We start from the raw sequence: 16,241 nt of genomic DNA on the forward strand, positions 1-16,241 counted from the left end.
TGAATTTTCCCCTTACACCCGCTCGATGATTTTTTCGCCAAACAGCCCCTGTGGTCGGAAATACAGGAAGGCCAGGGCAAGGATATAGGCGAACCATTCTTCAATCGCGCCTGAGAAGGTCGGGTCGAATGTTTGAATGAAATCGACGATATAGACTTCGGACAGTTTTTCGCCCGCCCCAATGATCAGGCCCCCGATGATGGCACCAGGAATGGAGGTGAAGCCCCCCAGGATCAGCACAGGCAGGGCCTTGAGCGCCAGGACGGAGAGGGAGAACTGAACCCCCAGCTTCGATCCCCACATGATGCCCGCAATCAGCGCGACAAAACCGGCAACGGACCAGACAATGACCCAGATCGTATTCAAGGGAATTCCCACAGAAAGAGCCGCCTGGTGATCATCCGCCACCGCGCGCAACGCCCGACCGATGCGGGTATAATGGAAAAACAGTGCCAGAACTGCCACTAGAATGCTGGCCACAACGGCGGCGAACATATCGGCTTCCTGGATCATTGCCTCACCCATAAAGACAGCATCATTGGGGATTCCGATATCCAGTGGTTTGACGTTTGATCCCCAGATCAATTCACCGAAGCCTTCCAGAAATATACCGATCCCGATTGTCGCCATGAAAAGGGAAATATGGGGCTGATTCACCAATGGGCGCAGCACAACCCGTTCAATGGCGAAGGCCAGAATGATCATCACCCCGACGGTCATCAGGAAAGACAACCAAGCGGGAACACCCAGATCGATGAAGCCCACAAAGTTAAGCGCGGCGAACAGCACCATGACGCCCTGGGCGAAATTGAAAACGCTGGAGGCCTTGAAGATCAGGACAAATCCTAATGCGACCAGGGAATACATCACCCCGGCCATCAGGCCGCTGATCAGCACTTCCAGAAAGAACCAAATCTCGAAAGGGTCGATGCCCAGAATATTTGCGAATGCCTCAATCATACCGATCCCCCTCGCATCAGTCGTGCGCCACGCCCAGATAGGCGTCGATAACTGCCTGATTGCCCCGGACCTCATCGGGGGTTCCATCTGCCAACAGCGACCCATAGTCCAGAACCACAACCCGGTCCGACAGGTCCATGACGACGCCCATATCGTGTTCGATCAGCGCGATGGTCGTGCCAAAGTGATCGTTCACATCGATGATGAAACGGGACATGTCCTCTTTTTCTTCGACATTCATTCCGGCCATTGGCTCATCCAACAGCAACAGTGTTGGCTCGGCTGCCAGGGCGCGGCCCAATTCAACCCGCTTTTGCAGGCCATAAGGCAGGCGCCCGACGGGTGTCTTGCGGATCGATTGGATCTCCAGGAAGTCGATAATGTCTTCGACAAATTCCCGGTGCTCAATTTCCTCAGACCGGCCGCGTCCGATGTAAAACGCCTGTTCCAGCAGGCTTGCCTTCTGCTTCAGAATGCGCCCGGTCATAATGTTGTCCAGGGTCGTCATCCCCTTGAACAGGGCAATGTTCTGGAATGTGCGGGCGATACCATTGGATGCGGCATCATAGGGACGCATCGGGCTGTAGGTTTTACCCTGATACCAGATCGATCCTTCCTGCGGCTGATAAAAACCGTTGATGCAGTTCAGCATGGAGGATTTACCGGCCCCGTTCGGCCCGATGATAGAACGAACCTCACCCTTGCGAATGTCAAAGGATACGCCGTTGATCGCCTTCACCCCGCCAAAGCGCAGCGTGATGTTCTCGACCTTCAAAAGGACGTCCCCGATACGTGATTGGTGCGCAAGCACGCTGCGCGATGGGCCGGAATTGGTTTCTTGCGCTAGGCTATCACTCACCCTGTCATCTCCTTTTGGCACGTCGCTTACTCTGCGGCCACTTTTGTTGAGGTATGGCTGGGTGGGGTCTGTGTCGCCTCATAAATATCGACGGTGGCCTCCAGCATTCCCTTGCGCCCATCCTCGAACGTGATCTCGCTTTTGATCGATCCTGTCTTGGCCGACGGGTCATATAGGGCATCAATCAAGGACGCGTATTTCTCTGCAATGAAGCTGCGACGGACCTTGCTGGTGCGGGTCAGTTCTCCGTCATCGGCATCCAGCATCTTGGGCAGCAACAGAAAGCGCGTGATCTGAGAGCCCGCGACCATCTCTTCCTGTGCCAAGTCCCGGTTGACCTGTTCCACATGGCCTTTGATAATGTCATAGACCTCACGGCGAGAAGACAAATCCTGGAAAGAAGCATAAGAGAGGTTGTTTCGCTCTGCCCAACTGCCGACGGCTTCCAGGTCGATATTGATGAAACAGGCGCAGTAGTCCCGACCATTCCCAAAGGCGACGACTTCCTTGATATTGGGGAAGAATTTCAGCTTGTTTTCGATGTATTTCGGCGCAAACAATGTCCCGTTGTTCAGCTTTCCGACATCCTTGGCGCGGTCGATGATCTTCAGGTGGCCGCGATCATCCATGAACCCAGCATCGCCGGTATGGACCCAGCCATCAGCCGTTTTGGTTTCCTTCGTTGCGGCCTCATTCTTGAAGTATTCAACAAAAACGCCCGGACTGCGAAACAGCACTTCGCCATTATCGGCTATGCGCAGTTCGACTTCTGGCGCGGGTGTGCCGACAGTGTCATCATAAATCTCTCCATTGGGCTGAATGGTTACGAAAACCGCAGCCTCAGTGGAGCCATAAAGCTGTTTCAGGTTGATACCGATGGAGCGATAGAAAGAAAAGATATCCGGGCCAATCGCTTCGCCGGCTGTATAGCCGACCCGGACCCGGCTGAATCCCAGGACATTTTTCAATGGCCCATAGACTAGAACCCCGCCCAGTGCATACAGAAACCGGTCCCACAGCCCGACCGTGTGACCATCCAGGATCTTTACACCCACGCGCCGGGCGTGATCCATAAAGTAATTGAAGACCTTACGTTTGATCGCACTGGCGTCTTCCATGCGGATCATCACGGTGGTCAGGATGTTCTCAAAAATCCGAGGCGGCGCGAAGAAATAGCTGGGCCCAAGTTCCCGAAGGTCGGTTAACACCGTATCGCTGCTTTCCGGACAGGCAACGCAGAATCCGCAAATATAGGCCTGTCCGTAGCTGAATATGTGATCCCCAATCCAGGCGATTGGCAGATAGGCTAGGCTTTGATCGGTTGATTTTAACCCTTCGAACCGCGCCCCGTTATAGGCTGCGCGCATCACATTGCGATAGCTCAGCAGCACCCCCTTCGGGTTCCCGGTCGTGCCCGATGTATAGGGGATGATGGAGATATCGTTGGTGGTTCCCTGGTCAATTTCGTCGTCAATTAGCAATGAATTCTTTGCCAGAGCCAAATCACCTAAAGCCAGTGTGTCCCGGTAGGAGTGCAGGAAGGTTTCGGTATAGTCCCGAATTCCGCGTTCTTCGTCATAGACGATGGTTTCCAGCTTCGGCAGGCGATCTTTGATGATCAGCAGCTTATCCACCTGTTCCTGGTCCTCGACGACGGCGAAACGGACTTCGGCATGTTCCAGGGGAAACAGAATTTCTTCAGCGACGGAGTCCTGATAGATCGGGACTGGAACTGCGCCCAGGCACTGGGCCATACAAATGGTCCAATACATGCGCGGGCGGTTATCCCCAATGATCGCAATCTTATCACCGCGCTGGACGCCTAGCTCTTTCATCCCTGCGGCGTAGCGATAGATTTCTTCCTTGACCTGTGACCACGTCCAGGATTGCCAAATGCCGAAACTTTTCTCGCGCATGCTGGGTTGGTCACCCAATCGCACGGCGTTATAACGCAGCAGTTTTGGAAAGGTGTCATAGACATCAATGTCCGGCATATCCGGCGCCGGCGGCAATGGTGCAGCCGTATAGGTTTTCGACCCGGTTAACACCCGTCGTATCCTCCCTTGTTCCCTGCTAGCGCCGTTCTGTTTGATCTCTTTGGATCCGGTCGCTCACTCAACGCAAAACATTCTAATTGTTTTAATCAAAACTGAAAGCGATAGATTGCGTAAGTTCTTCGCTTTAACAGAGCACAGATAAAACTCCATACGCTTGCGTATGGTTTGTAGCGAAGGTATTATTGTTCGTCAAGCGTGCAGAATTTTGAAATTTTTGGTCTTGGTTTATTGTTGCACCGCAACATTAATACCGAATGTCAATCTTGATTGAGCGGGAATGGATGGCGGCTTCAAGAGAAATGAAACGTCCGACGAAAGAGTCTCGGTTGCGTAAGGAAGACTGGGTACGGGCGGCCTATAGCACTCTTTCGGATAGTGGTTGGAAGTCCCTGAACGTCGAAGCCCTGGCAAAACGGCTTGGCGTTACCAAGGGCAGTTTTTATTGGCATTTTAAGGATCGCAACGATCTATTGGATGAGATTCTGCTGCGCTGGCATGATCAATTGGTGATCACACGGGCGGAAGCGAATGGCGGCTCGCCCGCCGATAAAATCCGGTTCATGCTGGATATTGTCGCAACTTCCAAGCGTCCGGGCCGCGGGGGTTCATTGGAACTGGCCATGCGCATTTGGGCGCGTCAGGATCCGAAAGTAGCAACCGTTGTTGAGTCTGTTGACCAGCAAAGGCTGTCCTATACGGCGGACCTGTTCCAGCAGGCGGGATTTGACCCGGCGGAAGCCAATGCCCGCGCTTTGCTGCTCTTTTCCTATATTTTCGCCCAGGGCTTGCTCAGTTTTGCAGGCAACACGGCTGTGATGGAGCGCCTGCATACCCAATGCCGCGCCTTGATCGAGGGGCATTAGGACAATTGTGTGTTTCTAACTATTAATTTTAAATTGTTCTATGATACCCTTTGAGCGTGGGGTCTTGGGTATGCTGGCCATTGGGCAAGGCGTTTGGGGATGGGATGACAGAAAACAGAATCTGGCGGGTCATTCAAAAATCTCAGAAGATTGAGCTGTTCACATTAAGGCTGGTGCTTATCTGGGGTGTGGGGCTGTGGCTGATTAATGCCTCGCCGTTCGGATTGTCTGATACTCTGGACGAAGAAACGCAAGAGATTATCGTTTCAATCGCCGCGCCGTATTTCCCCCCGGATGGGCGGGAGAAAGATCATGAATCTGCCGTCGTTGTGGAAATCACAGATGAAACCTTAAAGGCCCTTCGGGTGAATCAATGCCTGGAAGCCTGTACGCGCCTGTGTGAAATTAAAACGTCAGAGTCAGAGGCGGTTTGCCGCCCGCAATGCGCCAGCCGGGGAAAGCAAATGGCGCAAGAAGCCTGCGTTGGCGACCTGCAGGCCTTGTCGCAACAGGGGGGATCTTTTTCGCAAAATGATCAGATGATCCGGTTCCCGGTCGATAACCCCACCGAAGTATGGCCGATTGCGTACAGCATCCATGACTATCTGATTGCCAAGCTGGTTGAACTGGAACCGGCCGCAATTATGGTGGACATAACCTATGGCGCGCCCCGACGATGGGACCTAAGCCTGGACACTTTTGGTCAGCGTGTGCATAAGGCACAGGCCGTGCAATTGGCCGAGTTTGATAAGACAACGCCGATTTACTTTGCGGCCGCAGAGGAAAGATGGACCGGCGAAGAAACGGCGCTTGATCGTATGAAAACGGATCAAGATGGTTCCCAATTCAATTATATCCATCAGTCGGTTACGCGGTGGGAACCGAATGAACGATGGTATCCGATGCTGGTCGGGCCGGGCGGTTCGTATTTATCACCAGCATCACAGATTTATCGGGATTTGTGCATGCCTGAGCCTGGGAAGGCCTTATCTGATTCCAAAGCATGCGGCCGGTTTGCCGATGAAGCCGCCAGAGCCGCTGCCCGCCAGGATTTGCTGAACCCGGATGATTTACAGAAAAGCATGTTGATCCGCTGGCCGTATGGCTATGCACCCCTTCAAAAATTTGTGCAAAGCACGGATAACTGCGGTTCCTATGCTGCAGAACCGAAATCAATATTGGGCATCAATTATCAGAAGCTCATCCAATCGGTGAGCATCGCTGGGGGCATGCTGCATCATTCCCTGTTCGAAAGTGGTGAAAAGAGCCCGATCCAGGAATGTCGACCAATCCCGACAATTCGTGCTGAGCGGTTGCTGCCAACTGCCTCAAGAGGGATTGGTGAGGTTTTTGAAATGGTGGAAGGCCGTGTGGTTTTCCTGGGCGCTTACATCAAGGCCTATCCCGATATTGTCGATACGACATTGTATGACAGGCTGCCGGGGGTCGCACTGCATGCCGTCGCCTATAGAAACCTGTCCGCCTATGGTACCGATTACTTCAAGCACGGAAATGTGCTGACACATGTGCTGGAAGGGCTGTTGTGGTTTTTCATTGCCCTTTTCGCAACTGTTCGGATCGGTGTCTATGAAGCCTTTGATCGAGGGGAAATACCGCTTCAAGTCCATAAAAACACCCGGACCTGGCTAAATTATGCAATTTTTATCGTCGCCATGATGGGTGTGTTAAGTGCATTCATTTTATGGGGCGTGAAAATTGCGCCGGTTGATTTCCTGTCTTTGGCGGCATTAAGCGGGATTTTGCCGCTTGCCGAGAGCATCCTCCTCGCGCGACCGGTCATGTGGTTTTTCGGCGGTTTGTTTTCCGTGGTGGTCGCCATGATGATTGGCACCCGGTACATTGCGCATGGCTGGTTCCGGTTAAAGATTCTGTTCAGAAAACATTTTCCCAGCAACATGAAGAAATTCTAGTGCAATCGCCCAGGCACATCTGTTCTCGTATTTTTAACCCAAACACGGTTGCGTTTTAAAAAGCTTAACCCTACTCTCTATTCATCGAATGGTTGCACCGTTTGGAGGCAGAACGATGACACTGGATACCGTAGAAGTCCAAAACACGATTACAGGCGATAAGCCGGGCCCGAATCGCATTTTTGGCGGTTTTCAAAGGGGGGTGATGATCGCCTTGTTCGCTGCCCTGATCCTGTTTCAGGGTCATCCCTTTCAGGCCCGCCCGGCTTTCGCCCAGGAACAGGTAAGCGTCATTACAATCAAAGATTTCAGGCGGGATTCGGTGCCGGCGGTGAAGGATGGTGAGGCGAAATCGGAAAAGCTTTCTAAAGATACATTTGATTTGCCGTTCACTTTTCTTGAGCAAGATCAGAAAGATGGACTCTATCCCGTCAAAGGCAAAGACGGCAGCCTGTATTATGTGAAACCCCGATATGCCGTGTTGGAACGTGGCGTGTGCGATCTCGCGGCGGTGGATGTTTCGGGATTAAGAAATTACTCAACATCTGGGGCGAAACCACCCTGCTGAAGAGTTTGCTGTGGGGGCGCGTCTGATGACGAACAGCAGGCATATTTTTGATAGGGGTAAACTTGGGGGAGGCGATGATGCGGTACAATTTTCAACGACTGGCATTTTCTTTAATACTGGCAGGGTTCCTGGCAGCCTGTAACACGACCAATGGCTCTGGTGAGGGATCGATGTCTTCCGCGATGCAGGGCGTTACCGACAGCGTGGCAGGGCTGTTCGGGGATACCGCAGATCCAGAAATCCACCCCATGGTACTGGTGCAATCCCGTCAACGCGACATTGATGTGGATGAGGTTGAAAATGCTGAGGCGCTGATGGATGCATCTGCCCCGTGTGATACGACCAAAAAATCTTTGCGGTCCGACTTTACACTGGGCCAGCAGGAACTTCGTGAAACCGAATATGGGATTTGGCCGGTTCAAAAGGCGACAGACTATGCCAATCAGATTTTGGATCGCATTGTTGCCTGCTCGCCTTTCGATCCAGTTCCTGCGACTGTTGTGATCGTTCCAAAGGCCGGGCGGGATGCCAGGGTCTATCGGGATGGTCTGATTGAAATATCGGTGGAAAGCTTTGATGGCTCTCCCCAGGCCGTCGATATCCTGGCTTTCACAATTGCCCATGAATACAGCCATATCCTGCTGAAGCATTATGAACGGGGGCAGGCAACGCAAAAGCGGAACCGGATTTTCCGTACCGCGCTGGAAGCGGCCTTTCTTGCAGATGATGTATTGAACAATAATGGTGCTGATGCTCAGGCAGCCTCCAAATTGAAGACGCCGATGATGGTCAACCGCACGATGGATGTGTTGTTCGAATATTCATGGGGTCGTCAGGATGAACACGAAGCAGATATGGTCGGTCTTCATTTGGCCACCCGGGCGGGATTCGAAGGGTATGCCGGGGCAAGTGGATTTCTGGATAAGTTAAAGGACCAGCCGACAATTGAAAGCCGTGTGCTGGCCCTGGCTCAGGACAAAGAACGCATCGCCGGTGACCTAGTCAAAGGGGGTGTCAGCGGCGGCAAGGATGGAATCATGGATGCCCTTAAAGGTGTCGGTGGCGATATGGCGCAAAGCCTGGCGAAGAGTCTGGAAGAATCCCATCCCAGCCCGGATGCGCGTAAAGACATGCTATTGGACCATTCGGAATTCGTTAAGTATGACGACTTCGAAGAAGTTCGATTGGAACTGGGCCTGGATCAGCAATTTCCATTGCCTGATTACAAAAAAGTCGTTGCCGACCGCGAATTGCAGGCCGCTTTGAAGGCATTCGCGGCAGCACAAGAAGTTCATGATGCTTTAGGCTCCGTTGGATCGTTGAGTGAATTGAGCGATGGTGAGACGGTCGATACTCTCCTGGCGAAGGCAAAGGTCGGTGTCTCCGGCGCGTCCTGGTTGGAAAACAATGCCTTCGGTCGCATCGCCTTTTCGTCGCTGCGGCAAATGCAGGGCAAGAACGATCTGGCGATTATTGGGTTCGAACGCTATGCCCTGAAACAGGAAGGCGCGCCCTTGCGCATTTATGAGGGGCTGATGGACCGTCAGATTCAGGCAAAGGATAATAAGGCCGCGACCAAGACCCTTGCTGCGGCAGAAGCAGAGTTTGGGTCGGATAATGACATATTGTATCCGATGCGAATAAAGCTGGCCCATGCCAAAGGGGAGGATACACAAGGGCTTCTGGCAGGGTGCAGGCTGGTATCTGATCCCCGCATCGCGCGGATGTGCCGGTTCTGGCAACAAGGCGGCATCCCGCAATCCTGACCCCAGCGGCGCGGCGCGGCTCAAACGGAACAGTCTTTGTCGATCAGGCGATTGTTGTCTAAGGGTGGGTTACAGCAATTGTCATGCAGGCAGTTTGCCATCCAGGGCAAGCGGCATTGGGCCCCCCGTCACCCAGTCCAGCAATTCAACCGTGTGCGTGATGGGGATATCCGTGCCACTGGCAATTTGCTGAATGCATCCGATATTACCCGCTGCAACCAAATCTGGCTTAGTCTTTTCGATATTGCGGACTTTGCGGGCCTTCAGCGTGTCGGCCATTTCCGGCTGCAGCAGGTTATAGGTTCCGGCAGAACCGCAACATAAATGCCCTTCCGCCGGGCTGACGACCTTGAAACCTGCCTGTGTCAGCAGGTCCTTGGGCAGGGCGGTGATCTTTTGGCCATGCTGCATCGAACAGGCGGAGTGATAGGCGACCGTCAAATCCGTGTCGCGGGTGGGGGGCATCAGGGTCAGTGTCGTCAGATATTCGGTGATGTCTTTCGTCAGGGTGGAAACCCGCGCCGCATCTTCCTGCATTACTGGATCAGTGCGGAACATGAAGCCATAGTCCTTCACCGTCGTGCCACAGCCCGACGCATTAATGACAATGGCATCCAGCCCGTCGCCATCCATTTCCCGCGCCCAGGCTTTGATATTGGCGGCGGCCTGTTGATGGCTGGTATCGGTATCGCCCATATGATGCACCAGCGCGCCACAACAGCCAGCCCCTTGGGCAACGACAACCTCAATGCCATGGCGGGTCAGCAGGCGGATCGTCGCCTCATTGATTTGTGGCTGCAAAACCTGCTGCGCACAGCCGGTCAGCATCGCCACGCGGCCCTTGCGCGGACCTTCTGCGGGGATCACTTGCGGTACATCCCAGGGCGATGGTTTAGGGATAGAGGCCGGTGCCATGCGGAACATTGCGCCGATCGGACCCGGCAGCCCTTTCAACAGAGGCTTGCCCAGCCAGGCCCCGATCAGGGCCAGCCGAAACACACGCGGGCGCGGAAGAACAAAGCTTAAAATGCGCCGAAGCCATTTATCCTGAAACGGTCGGTTATAGGTCTCATGGATTTTCGCCCGCGCAATATCCACCAGATGCATATAATGCACCCCCGACGGGCAGGTCGTCATGCAGCTCAGACAGCTCAGGCAGCGATCAATATGCTTCACCAGAGAGGAAGAGGCAGGCTTGTCCCCTTCCAACATATCCTTGATTTGATAAATCCGCCCGCGCGGGCTGTCCAACTCGTCCCCCAGCGTCACATAGGTCGGACAGGTCGCCGTACAGAACCCGCAATGCACACATTTCCGCAAAATATCATTCGCCGCCGCGACGTCTGGATCTTCAAGCTGAGCAATTGAGAATGTTGTTTGCATAGTGAGATCTCACAGCCCTTCTGTCATGCGGCCGGGGTTCAGGACGCGGTTGGGGTCGAAGCTGTCTTTCAGGCGTTGGGACAGGGCGGCAAGGGGGCCGGGTTGGGGCTGGAAGACGGGGATGGCGTTGCGCAAGCCTGCGGGGCCGCGGATCAGGGTGGCATGCCCGCCACCCGCCTGAGCAATGGCGTCGCGAATGGGTTCATACGCACCCTGTTTAGGGGATTGCGTGGCGAGCCAGATCAAACCCCCGGCGGCGTCCAGATAGGCCTCCACCTCTTTCAAATGGGACAGGGCTGACAGGATGCCGGGCGCGGCGGTTGGGGCGACGGACAGCTTCCAGACCACGCGATCATCGTCGCAGAAGGGGGTGACATTGCGCACGTCCCGCCAGAAGGTCTTGGAATTGTGGCTGTGCAGTTCCTCCGTCTCGCCAAACGGGGCCAATAGGGCGCGCAGCTTTTGACAGCGATAGTTGACGGAGGGGCCAAAGCCTTCGACCCTGAGGGCGGCGATGTCACATCCGGCCTTCCCAACATAGTCAATCTGGGACCGTGCGGCGATGCTGGCGGGCAGCCAGGCCGCGCCGGACACTTCAAAGGGGCCGTTCAATCCAGCCGCCAGCGCCTTCACCCCTTGAGCCGCATCAACATTGCCCACCAGGATGGTTCGGGCCTTCTGTCCCACCGGCAGGATCTTGACGGTCAGTCGGGTCATCGCCGCCAGCGTGCCATAGGAGCCACAGAGTAGCTTGCTTAAGTCATAACCAGTGACATTCTTCATCACCCGTCCGCCGGATTTGACCGCCATGCCTCGACCGGAAACGGCGTCAAAGCCCAGAAAGTGATCCCGCGCCGCGCCATCCTTGATGCGGCGCGGCCCTGCCAGATTACAGGCAATGACGCCCCCGATGGTACCGGAAGATCCCGCCTTTAACAGAGCGGAAAGGTCTGGTGGCTCAAAGGCCAGTTGCTGATTGTTGTCGTCCAGTAAGGCTTCAATCTCCGCCAAAGGTGTGGCGGGGCCTGCACCCAATACCAGTTCCTCTGGCTCATAGAGATGCACACCAGAAAAGGCGGAAAGATCCAGCGTATGGGCGGCCTGAACCGGACGCCCCAATCCCCGTTTGGTGCCACTGCCAATGACTTCCAGTGGCAGCTGTTCAGAATTTGCCCAGCCGATCACATCAATCAACTGCGCTTCCGTTTCAGGGCGGAAGGTTTCGGTCATGGGCGGGGTCCTGAGGCTGTGATGGGGATTCGCGGTTGTCCTTCGTCACGCCCGCGCAGGCGTGACTTTAGGGCGGGTGGTCGAGAATAAGCGTGCTGCTCTGGACCCCGGATCAGGTCCGGGGTGACGGTGTTTTGGATTGTGAAGATGTCGTCACGCCCGCGCAGGCGTGACTTTAGGGCGGGTGGTCGAGAATAAGCGTGCTGCTCTGGACCCCGGATCAGGTCCGGGGTGACGGTGGATCGGGGGGTATCGATGCCGTCATTCCCGCGCAGGCGTGACTTTAGGGCGGGTGGTCGAGAATGAGCGTGCTGCTCTGGACCCCGGATCAGGTCCGGGGTGACGGTGTTTTGGATTGTAAAGATGTCGTCACGCCCGCGCAGGCGTGACTTTAGGGCGGGTGGTCGAGAATAAGCGTGCTGCTCTGGACCCTGGATCAGGTCCGGGGTGACGGTGTTTTGGATTGTGAAGATGTCGTCATTCCCGCGCAGGCGTGACTTTAGGGCGGGTGGTCGAGAATGAGCGTGCTGCTCTGGACCCCGGATCAGGTCCGGGGTGACGGTGTTTTGGATTGTAAAGATGTCGTCATTCCCGCGCAGGCGGGAATCCAGGGGTGCATGGCACGATTTTGCCGGTTGCACTGCGCCTTGCATGCAGTCCGGGGTGGCGCGGCACTCGCGATTGGTAAAATGCGGTTCCATCTGATCAGAACCGGGGAATGTCGGGGAAGGGCAATTGGCCTTTGTGAATATGCATCCGGCCCAGTTCCGCACAGCGATGGAGTTGCGGGAACACCTTGCCGGGATTCAGCAATCCGTCCGGGTCAAAGGCGCATTTGACGCGCATTTGTTGCTTCAAATCGTCTTCGGTGAACATGGTCGGCATCAGGTCGCGCTTTTCAACGCCCACGCCGTGTTCGCCGGTCAGGACACCGCCAACCTTTACACACAGTTTTAGAATATCGGAGCCAAAATCCTCCGCCTTCTCCAATTCGCCGGGATTGTTGGCGTCATACATGATCAGGGGGTGCAGATTGCCATCGCCCGCATGGAAGACATTGGCAACGCCCAAGCCATAATGCTTGGACATCTTTGTCATCTCGCTCAACACATGGGGCAGTTGGTTGCGGGGGATCGTGCCATCCATGCAGTAATAATCGGGAGAGAGCCGCCCAACAGCCGGGAAGGCCGCCTTGCGCCCGGCCCAGAACATGGCGCGTTCTTCCTCGCTTTGAGAAATGCGCAGGCTGGATGCCCCCAGATTTTCGGCGATCTGGCGGACTTCCTCGATCAGGTGATTGACCTCTGCCTCCGGGCCATCTAATTCGACGATCAGCAGCGCCTCGCAATCGGCTGGATAGCCTGCATGGATGAAATCCTCCGCCGCTGTGATGGCGGGGCGATCCATCATTTCCATGCCGCCGGGAATGATGCCGCTGGCGATCACCTGGGCGACGCAATTACCCCCCGCCTCGCTGGACGGGAAGCCGATCAGCAGGGCCCGCTGGGTCTCCGGCTTGGGCAACAGGCGCACGGTGACTTCTGTGACCACACCCAACAGACCTTCGGACCCGATCATCAGACCCAGCAGGTCATAGCCTTCCGCATCCAGATGCTTGCCCCCAATGCGCAGAATCTCCCCGTCAATGGTGACCATTTCCACGCCCAGAACATTGTTGGTGGTCAGGCCATATTTCAGCGAATGCACCCCGCCGGAATTCTCCGCGACATTCCCGCCGATCGTGCAGGCGATCTGGCTGGACGGGTCCGGGGCATAATAGAAGCCATCTTCCTCTACCGCCTTGGTGATCGCCAGATTGGTGACGCCGGGCTGAACCCGGGCGCAGCGATTGTCGTAATCGACCTCCAGCACTTTATTGAACTTTCCCATACCCAGCAGGATACCATCTTCCAGCGGCAATGCCCCACCAGACAGGCTGGTGCCAGCCCCGCGCGGTACGACTTTAACACCGTGTTCTTTACAGTATTTCAGGACATTGGCGACCTGATCGACGGTCTGTGGCAGGACCACAATCAGGGGCAGGGCACGGTAAGCGGTCAGGCCGTCGCTTTCATAGGCACGGCGTTCATCCTCGTCCACAATGACGCCTTCACCCGGCACAAGAGCGCGCAGATCATCGGCAATGGTCAGCCGTCGCTCAATGACAGCAGCATCCGGATCAGGCATTTTCATCGCGTGGTCTCCTTTAATCTGCGTTTCTTATAATTGGTATTACCAATTTGGTAAACCTTTCTTGCGCCTTGTCAGTTGTCCCGCAGTAAGCCTCGATAGGTATTTTGCAGGGTTGTGCGCACCCCATGCCAGGCATTGTCGCGCCACATGGCATCAGACGGGTAGGATTGGGGCAGTTCATTTGGCCCGCGCGTTGCCCCGCCCAGCCGTCGTGTCAGTGAATAAGTGCCAATCTCCAGGACCACATTTGTGACCTGGGCCTTGGGCAATAAGCCGCCCAGCCCCCCGCCACAAGGTGCCGTGCCTGCGCCAATCGCTTCGCTGGTCTGGGCGACATTCAGGGTGAACCAGCTTTCCGCCCGGGATCGACCGGCAGATTCCGGCGGGTCGCAGGATACGATTTCATGCGCGCCATACAGTCCCGGTCCTGTGCGGGGGTCGATCACACAAACCTGTCTGGCATTTTCAAACTGAGTTGCAGCGATAGCGCGTAGCACAGACCCATCCCAGGCGGGCGGTTTCATGGATGCCAGTGTCTGTCCGGCCAATTTGTTCCAGTCGACGCCCTGTTCTGCCTGAAAGGCGGCGAAGCGTTCTTCGGCAGCGGCCAGGACACTATCGGACCAATCAGGCGCAGGTTTATTGGCCGATATCACATCATCTTCGGCAAAATAAGGCCAGATCGGGCCAGCAGGATTGGCGGCATGGACCAGGGCCAGGGCAACTTCCCTAGGCAGGTCTTGCAAGCCGCCTTCGGTCAATACGCCCAGTATCGCCCCGCATCCCAACAGCCCCGCCGCCCCACCCGCAGCGCTGCACAGAACGGCGACACGGCTGGCATCAGGCGATCCCATGCGGGCCACATCACACGTTAAAGCCTTGGCACCTGTGTGGTCGTCTCTGGCGGGATAGGATGTGATGCGCAACCCGATCCGATCACAGGCGGTCAGGAACCGGTCTCGTGCGCGGTCGATATCGTCACTGAAACAGGAAACAGAGTCTGCCATGCGCCTCCCGGCATTACATATATTTACACTGGAAGACATAGATTGAACGCTGTGATGGGTCAGCGCAAGAAGGGGGCATGGTTGCCCTGACTGGCTGTTGACCCCATACTTAAGCACCAGGGCTATCCTTCTGATGGTATTTCTATGGGGAGAGTTGCAATGGGCATATATTCTAAACGCATCCCGATGGCGCTGGTCGCTGCATTTGCGATGATTGTTCTGTCCATGCCCGGCCTTGCGGATCAGCAAGACAAACGTCTGGATTCCCTGTTTGATATCCTGCACTCCGCACCTCTGAACAGTCAGGAAGCCTATATCGCGCAACAGGGCATCTGGGTCCTTTGGGTTCAGGCACCAACCGCCAGCGGGCGTGTCCTGATGCGTCAGGGGACACAGCAGATGTCCCAGGGCGATATGGACCAGGCGATCAAGACATTCTCTGCCTTAATCGCCCTGGAACCAGATTTTGCAGAAGCCTGGAACAAGCGGGCCACAATTTATTTCATGCAGGGAAATTATTCGGATTCTCTGGCCGATATTTATGAGACGCTGGAACGCGAACCGCGTCATTTCGGGGCGAAATCCGGGTTGGGTCTGATTTTAGATGCAATGGAGGAACCCGAGGCGGCCCTTCAGGCCTTTCATGAGGCACTGGAGATTAATCCGCATATGGACCAGATCCGGGAACGCGTCGAACAACTGAAGAAGCAGATACAGGGGCGTCAGCTTTGATCTGTGTTCGTTACGCCGAAGTCTCTTTCGGGGTTTTGAAGTCGGTCAAGGTTGCACAATGAGGCGACAGGGCGGGCCAGGGCGCATCCCCCAGGTCCAGTACTGCTAAGGCGGCGGTTGGGAACTTTTCGGTCATGGCGTCCAGATTTTCAGGATTGTTGGCTGTTTTACACAGGGACAGACTGATATCCTGCATAATTGGATTATGGCCGATCACCATGACGCGGCCTACCCCCGCAGGCACACGGCGCAAGCGGTCGATCAATTCTATGGTTTCCTGCATTTTATAGACGCAATCTTCCATCAGAATACGACATTCCCCTTTCAGGTGGGGCAGGATCAGACCCAATGTCTCACGGGTGCGACGGCTGGTTGAACACAGGATGAAATCGGGGGATATGCCGGAATCCCGCATCACGGCGCCCATTTTATTGGCTGCCTTTATGCCACGATTTGCCAGCGGTCGATCAAAGTCACCCAATGTGCTGTCGCTCCAACTGGATTTTGCATGGCGAAAAACATACAGGACCGGCATTCTTTCGGGTTCCTTTCCCTCATATTCTAACCGCGCGAGAGCTATCACGCTTCCCCATGCAGGCTCAAGCAAAAGGCGCAGAATTCAGGGGCTTGTAACCAGTTTGAAACAAAAATCACCGTGACACGGTCATATGTATTGGGTATCGACAAGGGCT

14 protein-coding genes are annotated in these 16,241 nt (G+C 55.2%); 5 read left to right on the forward strand and 9 right to left on the reverse strand.

The genetic code is table 11. The features are described 5' to 3' along the window. Positions 1-12 precede the first annotated feature (12 nt). The 3 genes from ACOSDM_RS01540 to ACOSDM_RS01550 form a co-directional block, all read right to left on the reverse strand. Complete coding sequence (locus ACOSDM_RS01540) at positions 13-960, reverse strand: branched-chain amino acid ABC transporter permease (protein WP_420722708.1); 948 nt, start codon at positions 958-960, stop codon at positions 13-15. 16 nt (positions 961-976) lie between these two features. Beyond that, positions 977-1,771, reverse strand: a complete 795-nt coding sequence (locus tag ACOSDM_RS01545) for an ABC transporter ATP-binding protein (RefSeq protein ID WP_420723124.1) — start codon at positions 1,769-1,771, stop codon at positions 977-979. A 74-nt stretch (positions 1,772-1,845) separates the two neighbouring features. Continuing rightward, the gene (locus ACOSDM_RS01550) at positions 1,846-3,867 is read right to left on the reverse strand and encodes an AMP-dependent synthetase/ligase (RefSeq protein ID WP_420722709.1); all 2,022 of its coding nucleotides are present in this window, start codon (positions 3,865-3,867) and stop codon (positions 1,846-1,848) included. A gap of 308 nt (positions 3,868-4,175) precedes the next feature. Between ACOSDM_RS01550 and ACOSDM_RS01555 the strand changes: the two genes are divergently transcribed. From ACOSDM_RS01555 to ACOSDM_RS01570, 4 genes are all read left to right on the forward strand, one after another. Further along, a complete protein-coding gene (locus ACOSDM_RS01555; RefSeq protein WP_420722710.1) occupies positions 4,176-4,739 on the forward strand; it encodes a TetR/AcrR family transcriptional regulator in 564 nt (187 codons plus the stop codon). A gap of 104 nt (positions 4,740-4,843) precedes the next feature. Then, a complete protein-coding gene (locus ACOSDM_RS01560) occupies positions 4,844-6,670 on the forward strand; it encodes a CHASE2 domain-containing protein (RefSeq protein WP_420722711.1) in 1,827 nt (608 codons plus the stop codon). Between the two features lie 115 nt (positions 6,671-6,785). After that, complete coding sequence (locus tag ACOSDM_RS01565) at positions 6,786-7,238, forward strand: hypothetical protein (protein WP_420722712.1); 453 nt, start codon at positions 6,786-6,788, stop codon at positions 7,236-7,238. A gap of 74 nt (positions 7,239-7,312) precedes the next feature. Further along, positions 7,313-9,004: a M48 family metalloprotease gene (locus ACOSDM_RS01570; RefSeq protein WP_420722713.1), complete on the forward strand. Its 1,692-nt coding sequence runs from the start codon at positions 7,313-7,315 to the stop codon at positions 9,002-9,004. An 81-nt stretch (positions 9,005-9,085) separates the two neighbouring features. Here ACOSDM_RS01570 and glcF read toward each other — a convergent pair whose 3' ends face one another. The 5 genes from glcF to ACOSDM_RS01595 all read right to left on the reverse strand — a co-directional run bounded on the left by glcF (position 9,086) and on the right by ACOSDM_RS01595 (position 14,817). Next, entirely contained in the window at positions 9,086-10,387 is a 1,302-nt protein-coding gene (gene glcF, locus ACOSDM_RS01575; protein WP_420722714.1) for a glycolate oxidase subunit GlcF, read from the reverse strand. Positions 10,388-10,396: 9 nt separating this feature from the next. After that, positions 10,397-11,617: an FAD-binding protein gene (locus ACOSDM_RS01580; protein ID WP_420722715.1), complete on the reverse strand. Its 1,221-nt coding sequence runs from the start codon at positions 11,615-11,617 to the stop codon at positions 10,397-10,399. Further along, a complete protein-coding gene (locus ACOSDM_RS01585; RefSeq protein WP_420722716.1) occupies positions 11,614-12,318 on the reverse strand; it encodes a hypothetical protein in 705 nt (234 codons plus the stop codon). The genes ACOSDM_RS01580 and ACOSDM_RS01585 overlap by 4 nt, the downstream gene beginning before the upstream one ends. Positions 12,319-12,322: 4 nt before the next feature. After that, positions 12,323-13,810 carry an FAD-linked oxidase C-terminal domain-containing protein gene (locus ACOSDM_RS01590; RefSeq protein ID WP_420722717.1) on the reverse strand — a complete coding sequence of 496 codons (1,488 nt, stop codon included), beginning with the start codon at positions 13,808-13,810 and terminating at the stop codon, positions 12,323-12,325. Between the two features lie 71 nt (positions 13,811-13,881). Then, positions 13,882-14,817, reverse strand: coding sequence for a DUF2817 domain-containing protein (locus ACOSDM_RS01595; RefSeq protein WP_420722718.1), 936 nt, complete (start codon positions 14,815-14,817; stop codon positions 13,882-13,884). Between the two features lie 159 nt (positions 14,818-14,976). Here ACOSDM_RS01595 and ACOSDM_RS01600 point away from each other — a divergent pair, with 159 nt between their 5' ends. Then, complete coding sequence (locus ACOSDM_RS01600) at positions 14,977-15,549, forward strand: tetratricopeptide repeat protein (RefSeq protein ID WP_420722719.1); 573 nt, start codon at positions 14,977-14,979, stop codon at positions 15,547-15,549. Positions 15,550-15,559: 10 nt separating this feature from the next. Here ACOSDM_RS01600 and ACOSDM_RS01605 read toward each other — a convergent pair whose 3' ends face one another. Beyond that, a complete protein-coding gene (locus ACOSDM_RS01605; protein WP_420722720.1) occupies positions 15,560-16,084 on the reverse strand; it encodes a SixA phosphatase family protein in 525 nt (174 codons plus the stop codon). Positions 16,085-16,241: the final 157 nt, after the last annotated feature.

The sequence above is a fragment of the Hwanghaeella sp. LZ110 genome (assembly GCF_048892525.1).
Taxonomy (GTDB): Bacteria; Pseudomonadota; Alphaproteobacteria; order UBA8366; family Aestuariispiraceae; genus Pacificispira.